Source organism: Exiguobacterium sp. s35, from assembly GCF_018617535.1.
Classification (GTDB): Bacteria; Bacillota; Bacilli; order Exiguobacteriales; family Exiguobacteriaceae; genus Exiguobacterium; species Exiguobacterium aestuarii.
In genome coordinates this window covers 153,255-170,221 of record NZ_JACSKI010000002.1, presented here as the reverse complement: position 1 = coordinate 170,221, position 16,967 = coordinate 153,255, and the positions used below count along the sequence as shown (strand labels likewise).

18 protein-coding genes are annotated in these 16,967 nt (G+C 47.6%); 7 read left to right on the top strand and 11 right to left on the bottom strand.

What is annotated here, in order from left to right; genetic code table 11:
- Positions 1–38: 38 nt before the first annotated feature.
- Positions 39–1,277, top strand: coding sequence for a peptidase T (gene pepT, locus KNO75_RS11275; protein WP_214817981.1), 1,239 nt, complete (start codon positions 39–41; stop codon positions 1,275–1,277).
- A 55-nt stretch (positions 1,278–1,332) separates the two neighbouring features.
- On the top strand, positions 1,333–1,779 hold the full coding sequence (locus KNO75_RS11270; RefSeq protein WP_214775456.1) for an SACOL1771 family peroxiredoxin: 447 nt from the start codon (positions 1,333–1,335) through the stop codon (positions 1,777–1,779).
- A gap of 38 nt (positions 1,780–1,817) precedes the next feature.
- Here the strand turns inward: KNO75_RS11270 and KNO75_RS11265 are convergent, their stop codons facing one another.
- Complete coding sequence (locus KNO75_RS11265) at positions 1,818–2,441, bottom strand: hypothetical protein (protein ID WP_214821895.1); 624 nt, start codon at positions 2,439–2,441, stop codon at positions 1,818–1,820.
- Positions 2,442–2,629: 188 nt separating this feature from the next.
- On the opposite strand from KNO75_RS11265, the gene KNO75_RS11260 reads away from it, so the two are divergent.
- On the top strand, positions 2,630–4,255 hold the full coding sequence (locus KNO75_RS11260) for an ABC-F family ATP-binding cassette domain-containing protein (RefSeq protein ID WP_214790196.1): 1,626 nt from the start codon (positions 2,630–2,632) through the stop codon (positions 4,253–4,255).
- A gap of 32 nt (positions 4,256–4,287) precedes the next feature.
- Here the strand turns inward: KNO75_RS11260 and KNO75_RS11255 are convergent, their stop codons facing one another.
- Positions 4,288–5,037, bottom strand: coding sequence for a FixH family protein (locus KNO75_RS11255; RefSeq protein ID WP_214790194.1), 750 nt, complete (start codon positions 5,035–5,037; stop codon positions 4,288–4,290).
- A 265-nt stretch (positions 5,038–5,302) separates the two neighbouring features.
- Here KNO75_RS11255 and KNO75_RS11250 point away from each other — a divergent pair, with 265 nt between their 5' ends.
- Together KNO75_RS11250 and KNO75_RS11245 are read left to right on the top strand one after the other, a co-directional pair.
- The gene (locus KNO75_RS11250; protein ID WP_214795997.1) at positions 5,303–6,499 is read left to right on the top strand and encodes a LysM peptidoglycan-binding domain-containing protein; all 1,197 of its coding nucleotides are present in this window, start codon (positions 5,303–5,305) and stop codon (positions 6,497–6,499) included.
- A gap of 65 nt (positions 6,500–6,564) precedes the next feature.
- Positions 6,565–6,828, top strand: a complete 264-nt coding sequence (locus KNO75_RS11245; protein WP_214817989.1) for an LlsX family protein — start codon at positions 6,565–6,567, stop codon at positions 6,826–6,828.
- A 26-nt stretch (positions 6,829–6,854) separates the two neighbouring features.
- Here KNO75_RS11245 and KNO75_RS11240 read toward each other — a convergent pair whose 3' ends face one another.
- The 5 genes from KNO75_RS11240 to KNO75_RS11220 form a co-directional block, all read right to left on the bottom strand.
- Positions 6,855–7,292 (bottom strand): hypothetical protein, encoded by a 438-nt coding sequence (locus KNO75_RS11240; RefSeq protein ID WP_214817992.1) that lies wholly within the window; start codon positions 7,290–7,292, stop codon positions 6,855–6,857.
- Positions 7,289–8,614: a PepSY-associated TM helix domain-containing protein gene (locus KNO75_RS11235; protein ID WP_214821899.1), complete on the bottom strand. Its 1,326-nt coding sequence runs from the start codon at positions 8,612–8,614 to the stop codon at positions 7,289–7,291. Before KNO75_RS11235 ends, KNO75_RS11240 begins: the two co-directional genes overlap by 4 nt.
- A 216-nt stretch (positions 8,615–8,830) precedes the next feature.
- Positions 8,831–10,099, bottom strand: coding sequence for an isocitrate lyase (aceA, locus tag KNO75_RS11230; protein WP_214821902.1), 1,269 nt, complete (start codon positions 10,097–10,099; stop codon positions 8,831–8,833).
- Positions 10,100–10,174: 75 nt separating this feature from the next.
- Positions 10,175–10,471, bottom strand: a complete 297-nt coding sequence (locus KNO75_RS11225) for a hypothetical protein (RefSeq protein WP_015880380.1) — start codon at positions 10,469–10,471, stop codon at positions 10,175–10,177.
- Positions 10,468–12,651 carry a malate synthase G gene (locus KNO75_RS11220; RefSeq protein ID WP_251126847.1) on the bottom strand — a complete coding sequence of 728 codons (2,184 nt, stop codon included), beginning with the start codon at positions 12,649–12,651 and terminating at the stop codon, positions 10,468–10,470. Before KNO75_RS11220 ends, KNO75_RS11225 begins: the two co-directional genes overlap by 4 nt.
- Positions 12,652–12,832: 181 nt before the next feature.
- Between KNO75_RS11220 and KNO75_RS11215 the strand changes: the two genes are divergently transcribed.
- Positions 12,833–13,279, top strand: coding sequence for a MarR family winged helix-turn-helix transcriptional regulator (locus KNO75_RS11215; RefSeq protein ID WP_214795985.1), 447 nt, complete (start codon positions 12,833–12,835; stop codon positions 13,277–13,279).
- A complete protein-coding gene (locus KNO75_RS11210; RefSeq protein WP_015880377.1) occupies positions 13,276–13,911 on the top strand; it encodes a nitroreductase family protein in 636 nt (211 codons plus the stop codon). Before KNO75_RS11215 ends, KNO75_RS11210 begins: the two co-directional genes overlap by 4 nt.
- Positions 13,912–13,949: 38 nt before the next feature.
- Here KNO75_RS11210 and KNO75_RS11205 read toward each other — a convergent pair whose 3' ends face one another.
- From KNO75_RS11205 to KNO75_RS11190, 4 genes are read right to left on the bottom strand one after another with little or no spacing between them, the layout of a single operon-like run.
- Positions 13,950–14,612 (bottom strand): NAD(P)H-dependent oxidoreductase, encoded by a 663-nt coding sequence (locus tag KNO75_RS11205; protein WP_214790182.1) that lies wholly within the window; start codon positions 14,610–14,612, stop codon positions 13,950–13,952.
- A 16-nt stretch (positions 14,613–14,628) separates the two neighbouring features.
- Positions 14,629–15,240, bottom strand: a complete 612-nt coding sequence (locus KNO75_RS11200) for a class I SAM-dependent methyltransferase (protein WP_214821908.1) — start codon at positions 15,238–15,240, stop codon at positions 14,629–14,631.
- The gene (locus tag KNO75_RS11195; RefSeq protein WP_214821911.1) at positions 15,237–16,244 is read right to left on the bottom strand and encodes an ABC transporter permease; all 1,008 of its coding nucleotides are present in this window, start codon (positions 16,242–16,244) and stop codon (positions 15,237–15,239) included. Before KNO75_RS11195 ends, KNO75_RS11200 begins: the two co-directional genes overlap by 4 nt.
- Positions 16,241–16,915 carry an ABC transporter ATP-binding protein gene (locus tag KNO75_RS11190; protein WP_214821914.1) on the bottom strand — a complete coding sequence of 225 codons (675 nt, stop codon included), beginning with the start codon at positions 16,913–16,915 and terminating at the stop codon, positions 16,241–16,243. The genes KNO75_RS11195 and KNO75_RS11190 overlap by 4 nt, the downstream gene beginning before the upstream one ends.
- Positions 16,916–16,967: the final 52 nt, after the last annotated feature.

Below are 16,967 nucleotides of genomic sequence, written 5' to 3'. Positions count from 1 at the left end.
AAACTAATGAAGATGAAACTTTTAGAGGAGGGCAATCCATGCAAGAAAAATTAATTGAACGCTTAATGACTTACGCGAAGATCGATACACAGTCTGACTTCACGAGTACGACAACACCATCGACGGCTAAACAATGGGATTTGATTCGTCATTTGGAGAAAGAATTAAAAGAACTCGGACTGACAGATGTCGAGACGGATGAATACGGCTATCTATTCGCCACACTTCCAAGTAACGTCGATTATGACGTCCCGACAATCGGATTCCTTGCTCACGTGGATACAGCGACCGACTTCACAGGAACGAACGTGTCACCTCAACTCGTTGAGCATTATGAAGGTGGCGACATTGTCTTAAACGAGTCATTGAACGTCGTCTTATCACCAAAGGACTTCCCGGAACTTGATGGGTATGTCGGGCATACGCTCATGACAACCGACGGCACGACACTCCTCGGTGCGGATGATAAAGCAGGGATCGCTGAAATCGTCACAGCTGTCGAATACTTATTGGCCCACCCTGAGATTCCACACGGGACGGTTCGCATTGCCTTCACACCAGATGAAGAAATCGGACGTGGACCACATAAATTCGATGTCGCCCGTTTTAATGCGGACTTCGCTTACACGATGGATGGGGGACCTCTCGGCGAGTTGCAGTATGAAAGCTTCAACGCAGCGGGTGCGACCGTCACCTTCCACGGAACGAACGTACACCCAGGTAGCGCGAAAAACAAGATGGTGAACTCGATGAAGCTCGCGATGGCTTTCCAAAACCGTTTACCGGCTGATGAGGCACCAGAGCGTACGAGCAACTACGAAGGATTCTTCCATTTGAACGGCTTCAATGGGGATGTGGAGAAGACGACACTTCAATACATCATTCGCGATCACGACAAACAGAAGTTCGAAGCACGTAAAGCATTGATGGAGAAACTTGTCCTCGAATGGAAACAAAAATACGGGGAAGAGCGGATTGAGCTCAAGATGGAAGATCAGTATTACAACATGGCCGAGAAAATCGAACCCGTGAAACACATCGTCGATACCGTCGCTGACGTCATGCGCGGCCTTGGCATCGAACCGAAGATTGAACCGATTCGTGGTGGAACAGACGGATCGCAACTTTCTTACATGGGTCTTCCGACACCAAACATTTTCACGGGTGGCGAAAACTATCACGGGAAGTTCGAATATATCTCTGTGAACAATATGGAAAAAGCAACAACCGTCATCATCGAAACACTTCGCACATTCGCGAAGCGTGCACAAGCATAACAAATGCGCCTCCAATCGTTCTCTTTTACACTAGAGACATTGGAGGCGATTTTTAATGAAACATACATTTAGCATGAACCTCGGCTGGGATGGCGGACGAAATGACGTCGGTACCCTCGAGGCCGAGCGGTTAAAGACACAGATTTCAATCCCACCCGAAATGGACGGTCCCGGAGTCGGTACGAATCCGGATGAGATGTTACTCGGAGCCGCGGCCACGTGTTATATCATCACACTCGCAGCCGTACTCGGACGAAGTGACTTGACTCACCGTGGCATCACGATTGATGCGGAAGGCATCGTCGATGTGACGAACGGCATCTTCACCTATGAAACGATTCGCTATGCGACAACGATTCAAGTACCTGCAGAGATGACGGATCGAGAAATCACGCTAGTCGAGCGCATCGCGAAAAAAGCGAAAGATCAATGTATGATTTCACGCGCGCTCGCAGGAAATGTGGCGTTTGAATTGAATACGACTGTTGTACGAGTCGACTAAAGCCATCGTGATGATGGCTTTTTCTGTGCATCGAAGTATCAGCTACCTTGTTGATCGACAATCTCACCGTTCACAGAAATTCCTCGTACAACCGCGTCTTCTCCAATTTGAAAATAATATCGGTACGGACCTTTTTGAATCATCGTTGCCTCGGTGAACGTATTGTCGTTATGAGATTTCGTTTCAATCGTATCGATTTCTGGATTGTTCACTTCTCCAAATCCCACATTGAAAGAATGTTCGACGTTTCCGGCGTCATCGTATTCTCGTAAAAATTTGCTATATGAGGTGAAATTGTCGTTTTCATAGTGCGTCCACCCTCTTGGTCCAAGAAGTTCCCACCCTTCCTCATTATTCCCCTCAAAGAACTGGACGACTAGTGCCTCCATTTTATTTTGAAACTCACTATTATCTTGGAACTCTGCAGGATCCGGAATCGTCGTGTACATGACGATGGTCACCCCATCGTGACGTGTTGTATAAATCAATTTATTCATGTCATAAGTGAGACCTTTAGCCAACGCCTCGTCAAAATTATCATATTTCCCAAACTCAAACTTCCCCACCTCAAACGCTTGAAGTTCACTCTTCAATAGCGAATTCACGATACTTGAACTGACCACAACGAATAGGATGATCAACCAAAGTCTAATTTGCTTCATAGTATCCCCCAATTTATTCACGTTCATTTCGTTCTACATAATATTTCCATCTTACGGTGTAGAATCCTCTATCATGATGCACAAGTTGATCTTTAACGTTTGTGAATCATGACGTGACACTGCGCGATTTTTAAAAACGTGATACAATACACGTCGTAAACTAATCAGAAAAACGAGGGATACCATACATGATTACAGTAAATAACGTCAGCCTACAATTTGGCGGCCGCAAGTTGTTCGAAGACGTGAACATCAAGTTCACACCAGGCAACTGTTACGGATTAATCGGTGCAAACGGTGCCGGTAAATCGACATTCTTAAAGATTTTATCAGGTGAGCAAGATACGACGACGGGTGATGTGAGCATCACACCGGGTGAGCGTCTCGCCGTCCTCAAACAGGACCACTATGCGTATGAGGACAGTGCTGTTCTCGAGACCGTCATCATGGGTCACGAGCGTCTTTATAGCGTCATGAAAGAAAAAGACGCGATTTATATGAAAGAAGATTTCTCAGACGAAGACGGCATGCGTGCAGCTGAACTCGAAGGCGAATTCGCCGAGTTGAACGGTTGGGAAGCAGAGTCAGAGGCGTCGATGGTTCTTCAAGGTCTCGGAATCACAGAAGCGCTTCACCAGAAACAAATGAGCGAACTCACAGGTGGCGAGAAAGTCAAAGTCCTTCTTGCCCAAGCACTCTTCGGTAAACCAGACATCTTGCTTTTGGACGAGCCGACCAACGGACTTGACCTAAAAGCAATTCAATGGTTGGAAGAGTTTTTGATCAACTTTGAAAACACAGTCATCGTCGTTTCCCACGACCGTCACTTCTTGAACAAAGTCTGTACGCATATGGCAGACCTCGACTTTGGAAAAATCCAATTGTACGTCGGGAACTACGACTTCTGGTATGAGTCAAGCCAACTTGCTTCACGTATGGCTTCAGACCAGAACAAGAAGAAAGAAGAGAAGATCAAAGAACTCCAAAACTTCATCGCGCGCTTCAGTTCGAACGCCTCAAAGGCGCGTCAAGCGACGTCGCGTAAGAAGTTGCTCGATAAGATTACACTCGATGACATTCGTCCGTCGTCACGTCGTTATCCGTTCGTCGGATTCACGATGGAGCGCGAGATTGGGAACGATGTTCTCTATGTCGACAACGTATCGAAGACGATCGATGGCGTAAAAGTACTCGACAATGTCACGTTCTCACTCAACAAGACGGACAAAGTCGCATTCGTCGGTCGTTCGGACGTTGCCATCACGACACTCTTCAAAATTCTTATGGGTGAGATGGAACCAGATACAGGTTCGGTCAAATGGGGCGTGACGACGACTCAGTCGTACTTCCCGAAAGACAACTCGGAATACTTTGAGGGCTCGGAAAAGAGCATCCTCGACTGGTTGCGTCAGTTCTCACCAGCCGATGAGTCAGATACGTTCCTTCGCGGATTCCTTGGTCGCATGCTCTTCTCAGGTGAAGAAGTCATGAAGAAAGCGTCTGTCCTCTCAGGGGGAGAAAAAGTACGCTGCATGCTCTCGAAGATGATGCTCTCGAACTCGAACGTGCTCGTTCTCGACGACCCGACGAACCACTTGGATCTTGAATCAATCACTGCACTTAACAACGGTCTCGAGTCGTTCAAAGGTGTGCTCCTCTTCAGCTCACATGACCATCAGCTCATCTCGACGATTGCGACACGCATCATCGAAGTGACGCCGAACGGCATCGTGGATAAAGAAGCAACGTACGATGAGTACTTGGAGAACGAAGCCCTTCAACAACAAGTTGAATCACTTTACCAAAACGCATAATAAAAAATCGGCTCAAACGCGAGCCGATTTTTTTATTTAACGTCTACCGTCTCCATCACGTGTTCATGAATGTCATGACCTTTCGTGACATGGACTTGAACGTTGTATGCGCCAGATTCAGTAAAGGTGTACGATCCTTTATACATTCCTGCCTCTGCCTCTTCCAACTTCACCCACTCATGCTTTTCTGCCCCGTCTTGGAAGATTTCGAGTTGTACGTCTGCTCCCGCGAGCATCTCCTCTTCAATCATAACGTGCACCATGAACGGTTGTTCTTCACCTGCTGTCGCCTCTTTTGGGTCAAGCGTGATATCCGCTCCAGCGTGGTGATGATGGTCACTATCCTCTTCCGCTTCGGCAGCCGTTTCTGGATGTCCGACTGTCACGTTCGTCGTCGGCATCGTGTGCATCGAACGAGCCGTCACGTGAACTTGGACCGTGTAGACTGCTTCTTCAGCGAACGTCGTCTCCGCTTCATAGACGCCATCTTTCGTGAGCGTCGCCTTAATCATGTCGCTCTCTTCTTTCGCACCGTTCTTCCACACTTCGAATTTAATCTCATCCGCATCGTCTACAGGCTGACCGTCTTGCGTGACTTTTACAGATAAAGGTACTGTTTCTTCTTTTTCTGCCGTCGCCGCCACCGTCAACTCTGCTTCAACAGGTTCCATCGATTGTGGAACAGCTGCGCTTTCCGCTTCTTTTTCCGTGCCGCACGCACCGAGTACGAACAGGCCGATGAGTCCAAACACGACCCCAAACCGTGTCATCATCTTTTTCATCATAAGTCCTCCTTATAAATCGCTTACATCTTTCACACATTCTTCATGATACCATCCCTTTCCAGAAAGAGTGTGAGCATTCTGTGATATATCCCACGATACGTTCTCACAAATTTCACACATATGATTAATTGAAAATTTATCGTGTGCATTTCCGAATTTTAGTCCATCATTTCTAAAAAGGGGTATATAAAAACTATATAAGGTGTGCATTTGGAAAGTCTTAACATCAAGAGGATGACATCATGAATGGAGGCGAATTCAGGTGAAACGTAGGGTCATTCGTGGGGCGATGGCATTTTTCATCTTATTGGCGATGGTGATCACACAATCGATTTCCGTCAGTGCCGCCGCTTCAAAATTTATCACGAGTGTGAACACGACGAGCAAGGTTGTCGCGTTGACATTTGATGACGGGGCAGACGGTGCGAACACGAACAAGATTTTAGACATTTTGGCAAAAAACAACGTGAAAGCGACCTTCTTTTTAACCGGATCGGGTGCGAACAATCATCCCCAATACATTAAAAACATCGCTGCAAAAGGACATCAGCTCGGTAATCACTCGTATACGCATCCTGATTTCACCAAACTGACTGCCACTCAAATGAAATCCGAACTCGACCGCACGGAAGCTTTGATTAAATCGTTGACTGGCAAAACGACGAAACCACTTTTCAGAGCACCGTTCGGAGCCGTCAATAGTGCCGTATTGAACGGCGTCGGCGCCGCCGGATATGGATACACGATTCAATGGAACATCGACACAATTGACTGGAAAGGATTGACCGCGAGTCAAATCAATACGAAAGTACAAACCAATATTAAACCGGGTTCCATCGTTTTGATGCACACAGGTGCGGGGGCACCGGGCACCCCACTCGCATTACCAACGATGATTTCGCAACTCAAAGCAAAAGGGTACAAATTTGTCACGGTTTCGCAATTACTCGCCTATCAAAACACGTCAACGAACAAAACGTATACCGTGAAATCCGGTGACACGTTGTACAGTATTGCACGGACATACGGTGTCACCGTATCGGCTCTTGCTGCCGCAAACAATATCACGAACTACAGCTTAATCTATGTTGGACAAGTGCTCATCATCCCAGGAACAACCGTCACACCACCACCTACAACGACCGTGAAATATACCGTGAAGTCGGGCGACACACTCTACAAGATCGCGACAATGTACAATACGACCGTCGCGAAGATCGCAGCCGCCAATAACATCACGAACATCAACCTCATCAGTGTCGGACAGGTGCTCATCATTCCTGGAACGACCGTCACACCACCACCTACAACGACCGTGAAATATACCGTGAAGTCGGGCGACACACTTTATAAGATTGCGACAATGTACAATACGACTGTCGCAAAAATTGCAGCCGCTAATAACATCACGAACGTCAATCTCATCAGTGTCGGGCAAGTGTTGACCATTCCGAAATGATTGCCTCGTGAATCTTTTCCTCAGCTTGTGACGTATCGTATACAAACAGGAAAAGAGGAACCGCTATGACTAGAACCTTAATCCGTGTCAGTACTACTGCATTCGTCGGACTTTTGGTTTCAATTGCCACATTCTCGATTTTGATTTGGCTCGGTTATGAACAGGCACTCACATCCGGTGAGCCAATCCAATTCTTAACGCGTGACATTTATCAATTTGAGAATGGAATCGGAGTCGCTAACCAGAATCAGATGGCCATCCTCGGTGCCGGATTTATGGGCATTGTCGTTCTCATCGGAGAGATCGGGATACGTCTTAAACAAAAGTAACCGCTGCGCGAGCAGCGGTTACTTTTTTAATGCTGATGTCCCCCACCATGACCATGGGAGTGAGCTGTAGGTTGCTCCAGCTTGTCAATCTGGTCTTGCGGTACATCACCGACAATCATCCATGCGGTCGGTGTATACACTTTCTTCCCTTCATGCACCATGCCGTTCACTTGATAGATGCCTTGATCGAGCTTTAAGCTCGTCACGAGATATCCATCTTTTTCCGTCACTTCGTACGTCCGTGTCTCTTCTGACTCGTAAGGTGTCACTTGAATATGACTTTCCGTCACACGTTCGTCATTCGATACTTTCATCGCAAGCGTGGTCGACCCGACTTCCACACGTTCAGGTACAATCAATTGAATACCGATCGGATCAATCGTACGTTCTACCGGTTGAAGCTGACACGCTCCTAACCAAATCGTCGCTAGGATGAGAGGAATGACTTGGATGAATCGTTTCATGCTGCCACCTCCGCATTCAATTTCCGTCGACCGATGAACCAATCGAAAAGAAGCACGACGAGGATACTGATCCCTGCGAGCGGTAATGTGACACCGAGAAGTAAAATCAAGATACCGACGATTCGTTTGATTCGTTCGTCTTCAAACCGCTTCATTTGTTCGATGGATCCCACTTTCCGTTTGCGCCACATCACGAATGAGCTGATGATGACAAAAATGAGACCTAGACAAAGCGCGACCCCGACCAATTGATTGAGTAAACCGAATAGGCGACCTTCATGGAAAGCGATTCCGACTGTAATCAGTTTTCCGAGAATCCCGTAATCTGCGTATGTCACAGAACTGAGTGTCTCACCACTATATTGATCCAAGTTCACCGTCGCTTCTTTGAACGGATGTCCTGCCGCCGATGTGACGGTATAGACGCCTGTTTCGCCTTCCGGAAGCGAAATCGTATACGGGCGCGCAATCGACACTTCACTCACCACACGATTTAAATCAATTGGCAATAGCGAGCTCGGTGAAGACGCTGGGACGAGGTCTGCTTGTGTCGCCCAAGGCACGTCTTCTGCCACATCCTTAGTCGTCACAGTTGATTCAGGTTTAGCACCAAACGCATACGCGTACATCGGTGTCCCGGTGTTTGTCGATGAGGAAACCCATTGCAACATCGCACCCGACACGGATGACCAGGCCAATCCTGAACTGATGATGATGACAAGTCCTAACGATGACCATAAAGCGACGCTACCATGCATTTGTTTCCACCATTGCCGCCCTTTACCTAACTTCGGCATAAGCATGCGGATTAGATTCTTTCCGCGCGGCCAGAATAGGAATGTCCCTGTAATGAGGAGAATGATTGCCCAGGATGCTGCGAGCTCGACAACCCAGTTCCCGATTTGGCCCCCTAACAGTGTGCCATGAATCACAACTAATACATCCATGCTACTTTCAGCAGTTCGCGTTCCTAAAACTTCTGCAGTTTCTGGATGAATATATGTATACATCATCTCGTCATTGTTCATCCAACCGATTCGAGTCGATTCTCCTTCACCTGGCAAACGGATCGATGTGATCATCGCCTCCGGATGTTCTGCCAGGAATGACTCCTTTTGGACTTCAATCGGTTGTTCTTCGGCAAATGATGCCGTCATCATGTCTCTGTATTGTATTTTCGTTAATTGCGGTTCAAATAAATAAATGCTGCCCGTCACAGCCAGGATAATAAAAATCGGTGCAAATATAAGTCCTGCATAAAAGTGCCAACGCCACACCGCTTGATACCAAGCGTTGCGTTTGTTCAATCGTTCCCCCTGCATGCCGCTTCCCCCTTTGTCATTGTGTCCAACTTGTGAACAGATTGAGTATACAAGGAATGGAAACGGTTTATTCTTTTCAATTGTGACAACTATTCGTCGAATTGAAGAAGTGAAAATGAACTTCAATTCATCTTTTTTTCACATTTTTACCAACCCTTCTCACACACTTTCACATAAATAAAGAGACACCAATAAATTGGCGTCTCCAAGATATGATCAATTTGTGAACTGCTCCGCCTCTGTCGATCCAGCTAATGCTGTCGTAGAGGACTGTCCTCCTGAAATCACAAGCGACACTTCATCGAAATAACCTGTTCCGACTTCACGTTGGTGACGTGTCGCCGTGTAACCATGAACTTCAGCCGCAAATTCTGCTTGTTGTAACTCTGAATAAGCCGCCATTCCGCGATCTTTGTACCCGCGTGCAAGTTCGAACATCCCGAAGTTGAGCGCGTGGAATCCAGCGAGTGTGACGAACTGGAACTTGTATCCCATCGCACCGATCTCTTGTTGGAACGTCGCAATCTCTTCGTCTGACAACTTCTTCTTCCAGTTGAACGACGGTGAACAGTTGTACGCGAGGAGTTTTCCTGGATACTTCGCATGAATCGCTTCGGCAAATTGACGAGCCTCCGCTAAGTCTGGTTCAGACGTCTCACACCAGACGAGGTCTGCATATGGTGCATAAGCGAGTCCACGAGCGATCGCTTGTTCGATGCCGGCTTCCGTACGATAGAATCCTTCCGGCGTACGCTCCCCAATGATGAACGGGTGATCGATTGGATCGATGTCGCTCGTGATCAAGTTCGCCGCGTGCGCATCTGTCCGCGCTACAATGATGGTCGGGACACCCATGACGTCTGCCGCGAGTCGAGCCGAGATCAAGTTTTTCACAGCCGTCTGAGTTGGGAGTAACACCTTCCCACCAAGGTGACCACATTTCTTCTCAGACGAGAGCTGGTCTTCGAGGTGAACGCCGGCAGCCCCTGCTTCGATCATCGCCTTCGTCAATTCGAACACGTTGAGCACCCCACCGAATCCTGCTTCCATATCCGCGACAATCGGTGCGAACCAATGTGTGTCGCTCTTTCCTTCCGCCGTTTGAATTTGATCGGCACGTTGGAGTGCCTGATTGATTCGTTTGACGACACTCGGAACCGAGTTGGCCGGATATAGACTTTGGTCTGGATACATATGACCCGATAGGTTCGCATCCGCCGCTACTTGCCAGCCGCTCAAGTAAATCGCTTCAAGTCCTGCCTTCACTTGCTGAATGGCTTGGTTTCCTGTCAACGCGCCAAGTGCATGCACGTAGTCACGCTCGTGCATCAATTGCCATAAGCGTTCCGCTCCCTTTGTCGCGAGCGTCTGTTCAATCACAATCGATCCTCGTAATTTCATAACATCTTCTACGGAATATGGACGTTCTACCCCTTCAAATCGTTCCGACTTCCAGCTATCCATCAATTGTTCGCGTTGTTTCATCAATAAACCCTCCTGTATTATATTAATTTCAATAAATTAAATTTGTTATATAACAGATAGTGCAAAATAAATGGTTTAGTCAAGGTAAGCACAGCACTCCAATGCCGCTTTGAACGTCGAGTGTTCCATTCCACAGCAACGACAGACGTTCTCTTCGTCCCGATCTTCCGGTTTGCGGAAGACGACGACTTCATCAATCGGTTCCTTCATGATTTGAAGTGATCCATCTGCCCGGTCCAAGACGAGACGCATCAAGTCGTTCCCGTATACGAATGCTGTATTCGCCAAAGAAGCTGTCGATTCTCCAGATACGATGCGGCGGACGACCCAACGTTCAATCAACTGTTCGCTTTCCATTTTTTTCGTAGTCATGATGAGGTTCCTCCTTTAAGGTTTAACTCCATAGTTTGTCGTTTCATAAATTCACGGCGACGGCGATGTAAGATCGGTTCTGTGTACCCGTTCGGTTGTTTCAACCCATGAAACACGAGTTCATGCGCAGCTTGATAAGCGATCGATTGATCGACGTTCGGTGTCATCGGTCGATAATTTGGATCTGCCTCGTTTTGTTCATCGACGACCTGTGCCATTCGATAGAGTGTGACTTCGACTTGATCTGCTGAACAGATGCCATGATGCAACCAGTTGGCCACGTGCTGGCTTGAAATACGAAGTGTTGCCCGGTCTTCCATTAGCCCAATATGATGAATATCTGGCACTTTCGAACAACCAACACCTTGTTCGACCCAGCGAACGACGTATCCGAGCAATCCTTGCAAGTTGTTCTCGAGCTCTTCTCTGATTTCGTCTTGCGAATAGATGCGTGTCGCGAGCGGAATATCGAGGAGTTGTTGTCGTTCATTTTCCAAAGCAGGTTGCTGCATCAATTGTCGCTGCACAGCAAAAGCGTCGAGTTGATGATAGTGCATCGCATGGAGCGTCGCTGCCGTCGGGGAAGGCACCCACGCCGTTGTCGCCCCGGACCGTACGTGCGCAATCTTTTCACGCATCATGTCCCGCATCCGATCAGGCATCGCCCACATCCCTTTCCCGATTTGTGCACGGTGATGGAATCCGCTCTCGAGACCAGTCGATACATTCAATTGTTCGTATGCAGCGAGCCAAGGAGACGTCTTCATCTCTCCTTTTCGACGCATTGGTCCAAGTGTCATCGAGGAATGAATCTCATCCCCCGTCCGGTCGAGGAAGCCCGTGTTGATGAAGACGACCCGATCTTTCACTTGAGCGATACAGTTTTTTAAATTGAGCGACGTTCGTCTCTCTTCATCCATCACGCCGACTTTTAACGTATGGCGAGGAAGGCTCAATCGATCTTCCACGGCGTCAAACAAGTCGTTGGTGAATACCACTTCTTCAGATCCATGCATTTTTGGCTTGACGATATAGATGGACCCTTCCCGAGAGTTAAGGTTGCGATGTAGATGTCGACTCGCAATCAGTGAAGTAAAGATGGCGTCTACTATACCTTCTGGTACCTCGCGACCTTCTGCATCAAGCATCAAGTCTGTCGTCATCAAGTGTCCGACGTTCCGAATGAATAAGAGCGCGCGTCCCGGGAGGACGACTTCCGCTCCACCTTTTCCGATTAAACGCTTATCCTCATTCAAATGTCGTGAGAGTCGCTTCCCGTTCTTTTCGAACGATGCTTCAAGCGTCCCATCCATGAGGCCAAGCCAATTGCGATACAGATGAACTTTGTCTTTTGCACAAACGGCTGCGACCGAGTCCTCACAATCCACGATTGCGGATAGGGCTGATTCGAGCTCGATGTCCATCAGTCCAGCAGGGTCGACTTTCCCGACCGGATGTTCACGGTCGAATTGCAGTTCAACGTGTAAGGCATGGTGCTGGAGCATCAATGTTTTCAAATTGTTCAAGTCCCCGGTATAACCGACGAAGGAATCATGTGCGAATGCGTGCTCATCTTCCCCAATCACCGCGTAGGCGACATCATCACGAACGAAGTAACGTGTCACTTCCCCGTGCGATCCTGACGGCAAAGGGAACGTGTCATCTAGAAACTGTTTTGCCAATCGAATGACTTCATTGCCGCGAACGGGATTGTATCCCGGCCCTTTTTCCGTACCGTCCGTCTCTTCAATCATGTCTGTTCCATAAAGGGCGTCGTAAAGACTTCCCCATCTGGCATTGGCGGCGTTGAGTGCATATCTAGCATTGTCTAATGGTACGACGAGTTGCGGACCGGCTTGATGCGCGATTTCTCGGTCAACATTCGACACGTCAATGTTGAAATCTTCGACGACCGGTTCGATATAGCCGATTGACGTTAAAAACGTCTCATATTCGATCGGGTCGACTTCGTCTTGCTGACTGTACCACTCCTGTAGCAATCGTTCGTATGTCGCACGCTTTTCTAGAAGCATCTGATTCACTGGAATGAAACGCTCTAGAAGCGATTCAACACCTTCCCAAAAATCGTTGATTTCATGGGGTTCAAGTATGTTTGTATTCACGAGTTCAAACAGCTTCTCATGAACATGGTACGTATTCAGCCGTTCGTAATGTTCCAAGCGCTCACATCCTCCTTTAATCATTGTTATATATCAGTTGATTACAATATAGACTATTATATAACAGTTTGACAACCCATTTCTTAAAACTTTTTATTTGAAATCTCCTCAAGATGGGTTTACTATACATTGTGTGACCCATCAATGATTGAGTCATCAATGATTTAAGGAGGCGATGTGCATGCGAGATTCTTGCTCGCTTCGTGATCAAATTCTCTATCACATCATCACCGTACAAAAAGAATTGGGGCAATTATTCGACTCCGAAATGAACGGGCTCAGCTTAAGTCGCTATGACATTTTAAGCAACCTGTATCACGTCGGTCCATTGCGGCAACGTGAATTGCAACAACGCGTTGATGTCGATCATGCGGCTATCACCCGACACCTGAAACAGCTAGAGACACAAGGACTTATCACGCGTAGACGTTGTGAACAGGACAACCGTGTCATCTATGTCGAGTTGACAGACGATGGTCGTGAACAAATTGCACATTGGACTGAGCAAAAAGAGTGCTTAACGGACCGACTTTTTGTCAACATGAAGGTAGAGGATCAACAACAGTTATTAACATCTTTGACGATGTTACAAGATACAATTGACCATGAAAGGAAGACAACAATATGAACACTGCTACACAAAAAGACTTTATGGAGATTGTCAAAGGACGCCGTTCGATTCGTGTATACGATGAGAACGTCAAAATCTCAAAAGAAGAAATGACACAAATTCTTGAAGAGGCGACGACAGCACCTTCATCACTTAACCTACAACCATGGCGCTTCGTCGTCATCGATAGCGCAGAAGGAAAAGAAACACTCCTTCCACTCGCAAGCTTCAACAAACGCCAAGTCGAAACGTCTTCAGCGGTCATCGCACTCTTCGCTGACTATCAAATGGCAGACTACACAGAAGAGATTTTCGATACAGCGGTAGAACGCGGGATGATGCCGGCTGAGGTCCGTGACCGTCAAGTCGACATGATCAAAGGCATCTTCAAAGACGCACCGAAAGAAATGATTAAAGACAGCATCATGCTTGATTCAGGTCTCGTTGCGATGCAACTCATGCTCGTCGCACGTGCACATGGTTACGACACAAACCCAATCGGCGGATACGATAAAGCGAACATCGCTGAAGCGTTCGGCCTCGACAAAGAACGTTACCTTCCAGTCATGCTTCTCTCAATCGGGAAAGCAGCAGAAGAAGGATATCCATCAGTACGCTTCCCAGTCGACCGCATCACAGATTGGAAATAATTCAAAAGGGTACATCGCCGAGGCGATGTACCCTTTTTTCATCCGATATATTTGACGACTTCGTTAAAGTCACGACGTGTTTTCGGGGCAAAATCGCGCGCCCGGTACCCAAATGCGACCATGACCGAAAGCGACCATTCGCCTCGTTCCATGACACCTTCTGAGATGAGCAACTCATCGATTTCCTCTTGATTAAACCCTTCAATCGGGCATGAATCAATCTCGATTTGTGCGGCCGCCGTCATCATGTTCCCAAGTGGGATATATGTCTGACGCTTGATCCATTCTTGGAAGACGCGCTCATCGTCTAATAGACGATAATCGTTCTCTTGAAACTCCTGTACCCGTTTCACGCGTTGTGCGTATTCTTCTTCCGTGCGACCTTGTACGCCCGTCACGATATGACGAATATAGTCCGCATCGTAACGCATCGCTTTCGGTGTTCTTGCGAGAATTAACACGAAGTGACTCGCAGTCAAAGCCTGACCTTGCGCTCCCCATGCGTGATCTTTAATTTTTTGGAGTAAATCTTCCCGACGGACCACGACAAACTGCCACGGCTCAAACCCGAACGAACTCGGGGAAAGACGTCCTGTCTCTAAAATGAACTCCATGTCCTCTTCTTTGATTTTACGGTCCGCATCGAATACTTTCGTCGCTTGACGCCAACGATACGCCTCTAAAATGTCTTTCTTTTTCATCGTACTCACTCCTCCATCACCAAGATGATTCCATCATATCAAAACGATAAATCAAAAATCGCTCATGAAGATTCTTGAGGGGTAGTCGCACGGTCTTCAAATAGTGAAAAGGTGTCTCGTCGTTCAAATAATGGAGATACGCATCTGTCGGATAATACAGAATCACATCGACTGGACGAGGATCTGTTTCAACGGATGCTATGATATTTGAAATGACTTGTCGAAAGATGTTTACCGAGAACGGATTAAAGAAGTAGAACCGATTCGCATCCGATGGAATCGTGAACTCCTCCGCGAGCCCTTGTTCCAATTGAACACTTCCTCGGGTCCGGTGTTTCTTCGTATAACTCACTAAATTTTGAAGCGCCTCTTCGTGGAACCCACCGTCCATCTCGACACCAATTGCCCGCACACGAAACGTATACGCCAAATAGAACGGCAGACGCCCCTTGCCCGAACCGAAATCCACGATGGTATCTGTGGACTCTAGCGGATACGCATCTCGAAGCAAATCGAGCGCTTCGTAAGGAGTCGGTTCATAACGGTGATATTCCGCCGACGACGGGAATCCCTGCTGAGGTTTAGCCGTCTGGATGTGTAATAGGTGCTCATATTGCTGTTCGTTCATGATGAACCTCTTTCTTGAATGGATTGGAAGAATGGATGCCGCTCCATCTCCCTCGTGAACGACGTATGCTCCTGATAGGCGACATACAATAGATAAATCGGAACCAACACTTTGAACCAGCTCGGAAGGAGAATCACGCTCGTGACCCCGAGCGGAATGAGTCGAAACCATAAATTCCGATGACTCGGCGTTCTAAAGTACATAAGGAGTGCCATCGTCCGTCTGACGGTTCCAAAGCGATTCGGTCTCGGTCGATACAAGGGACGTTTTCGCTCACTCGTCTTTTCGATGGCACCTGAGGTTGTCAGTAGCATACGGTCGAACGAGGCACGTTCACGTTCCCCAATCTCAATCTCGCGACCGATACTCGGATGTCGCGACACCCAGCCTTCCCCGGCGTATAATGCAAAGGTGACCATCACGCTTCCAATCAATACACCGAGTAACACCGACTCAATCAATAGCGCATACACGCCTACGAAAGCAAGGAGTATGATCAAGAATCGCTTCGTAAGGTGGGCATGTCGGAGGCGAAGTTGATATTGAATCCACGCATGACACCAGGCAAGCAGGAAAAGTGAGGCTCCGAATGCGAGAATCTCGACAGCACTTCTTCCCTTCATGTGAAGAATCGGCGTAATCAATAAAAGATAGAATCCGTATTGAATGACATGTTGAACGAGATGATATGAAACAGAATACCATTTCAACTGTCGAATCATGCTCCGGTCAGACACGAGGATGATGTCGGCGCGCTCCACCCAGACAAAAATACGATCTTGCCACATCACCCACCCGAACAGGATTGTCCATAACAGGTAAGGTACATCACGCATCCAGTCAAAATCACCTTGCCATATACGCCAGTAGGAATAGCCTGCCCATATGAGCAGAGGGACTACCCCATATAAAAAAATCGTCCAATCGACAATCAATCGGACTGTCTTCCACTGTTGCTTCATATAACGGGAAACACGCATCCAAAATAGTCGTTTCGCAATCATCGGAGCGCCACATCTTCCATCATATCGAACAAGGTCATCCCCTCTGTTTCGAGCGCTTCCCGAATCTCTGCTTTCGTCCCACTCGCCAGCAGTTGTCCGTCATCAATCCATACGAACCGGTCACACAACCGCTCCGCCGTATCAAGAACGTGTGTGACTAGTAAGACAGCGGCTCCCCTTGTGCGCTCCGCCTCTAACAGTCGAAGTAGCTGAATCGTCGTCGTCGCATCCAACCCGATAAACGGTTCATCGACAATCAATACATGCGCTTCTTGGATGAGCGCCAATAAAATCATCGCTTTCTGTTTCATCCCTTTTGAAAATGAAGAAAGATAGTGGTCTGTCACATATTCTAGTCGGAAAAGCTGCAGCAACGCCTCTGTCTTTTCTGTCGAATTTACGCCTGTCAATTCTTGAACGAGCGCGATATGTTCCGATAGTGTCAAATAATCGTAGTAGACCGGTTGTTCCGGGATGTACGCATAGCGTTCCAACTCGACTGTCCCTTTCATCCAAGGAATCGTCCCTGTCAGACAGGCAATGGTCGTCGTTTTTCCCGCTCCGTTCGACCCAATCACCCCTAAAATTTCACCAGTCCGCACTTCGAACGCAATGCTTTGAATGACAGGTTCATTTACTTCGTATCCTGCCTTTTCGATTGCTACGATCATCTCTTTTCCCCCTATTTAGAACGAAATCGAGCATCATTCCTTTCGCCTTATC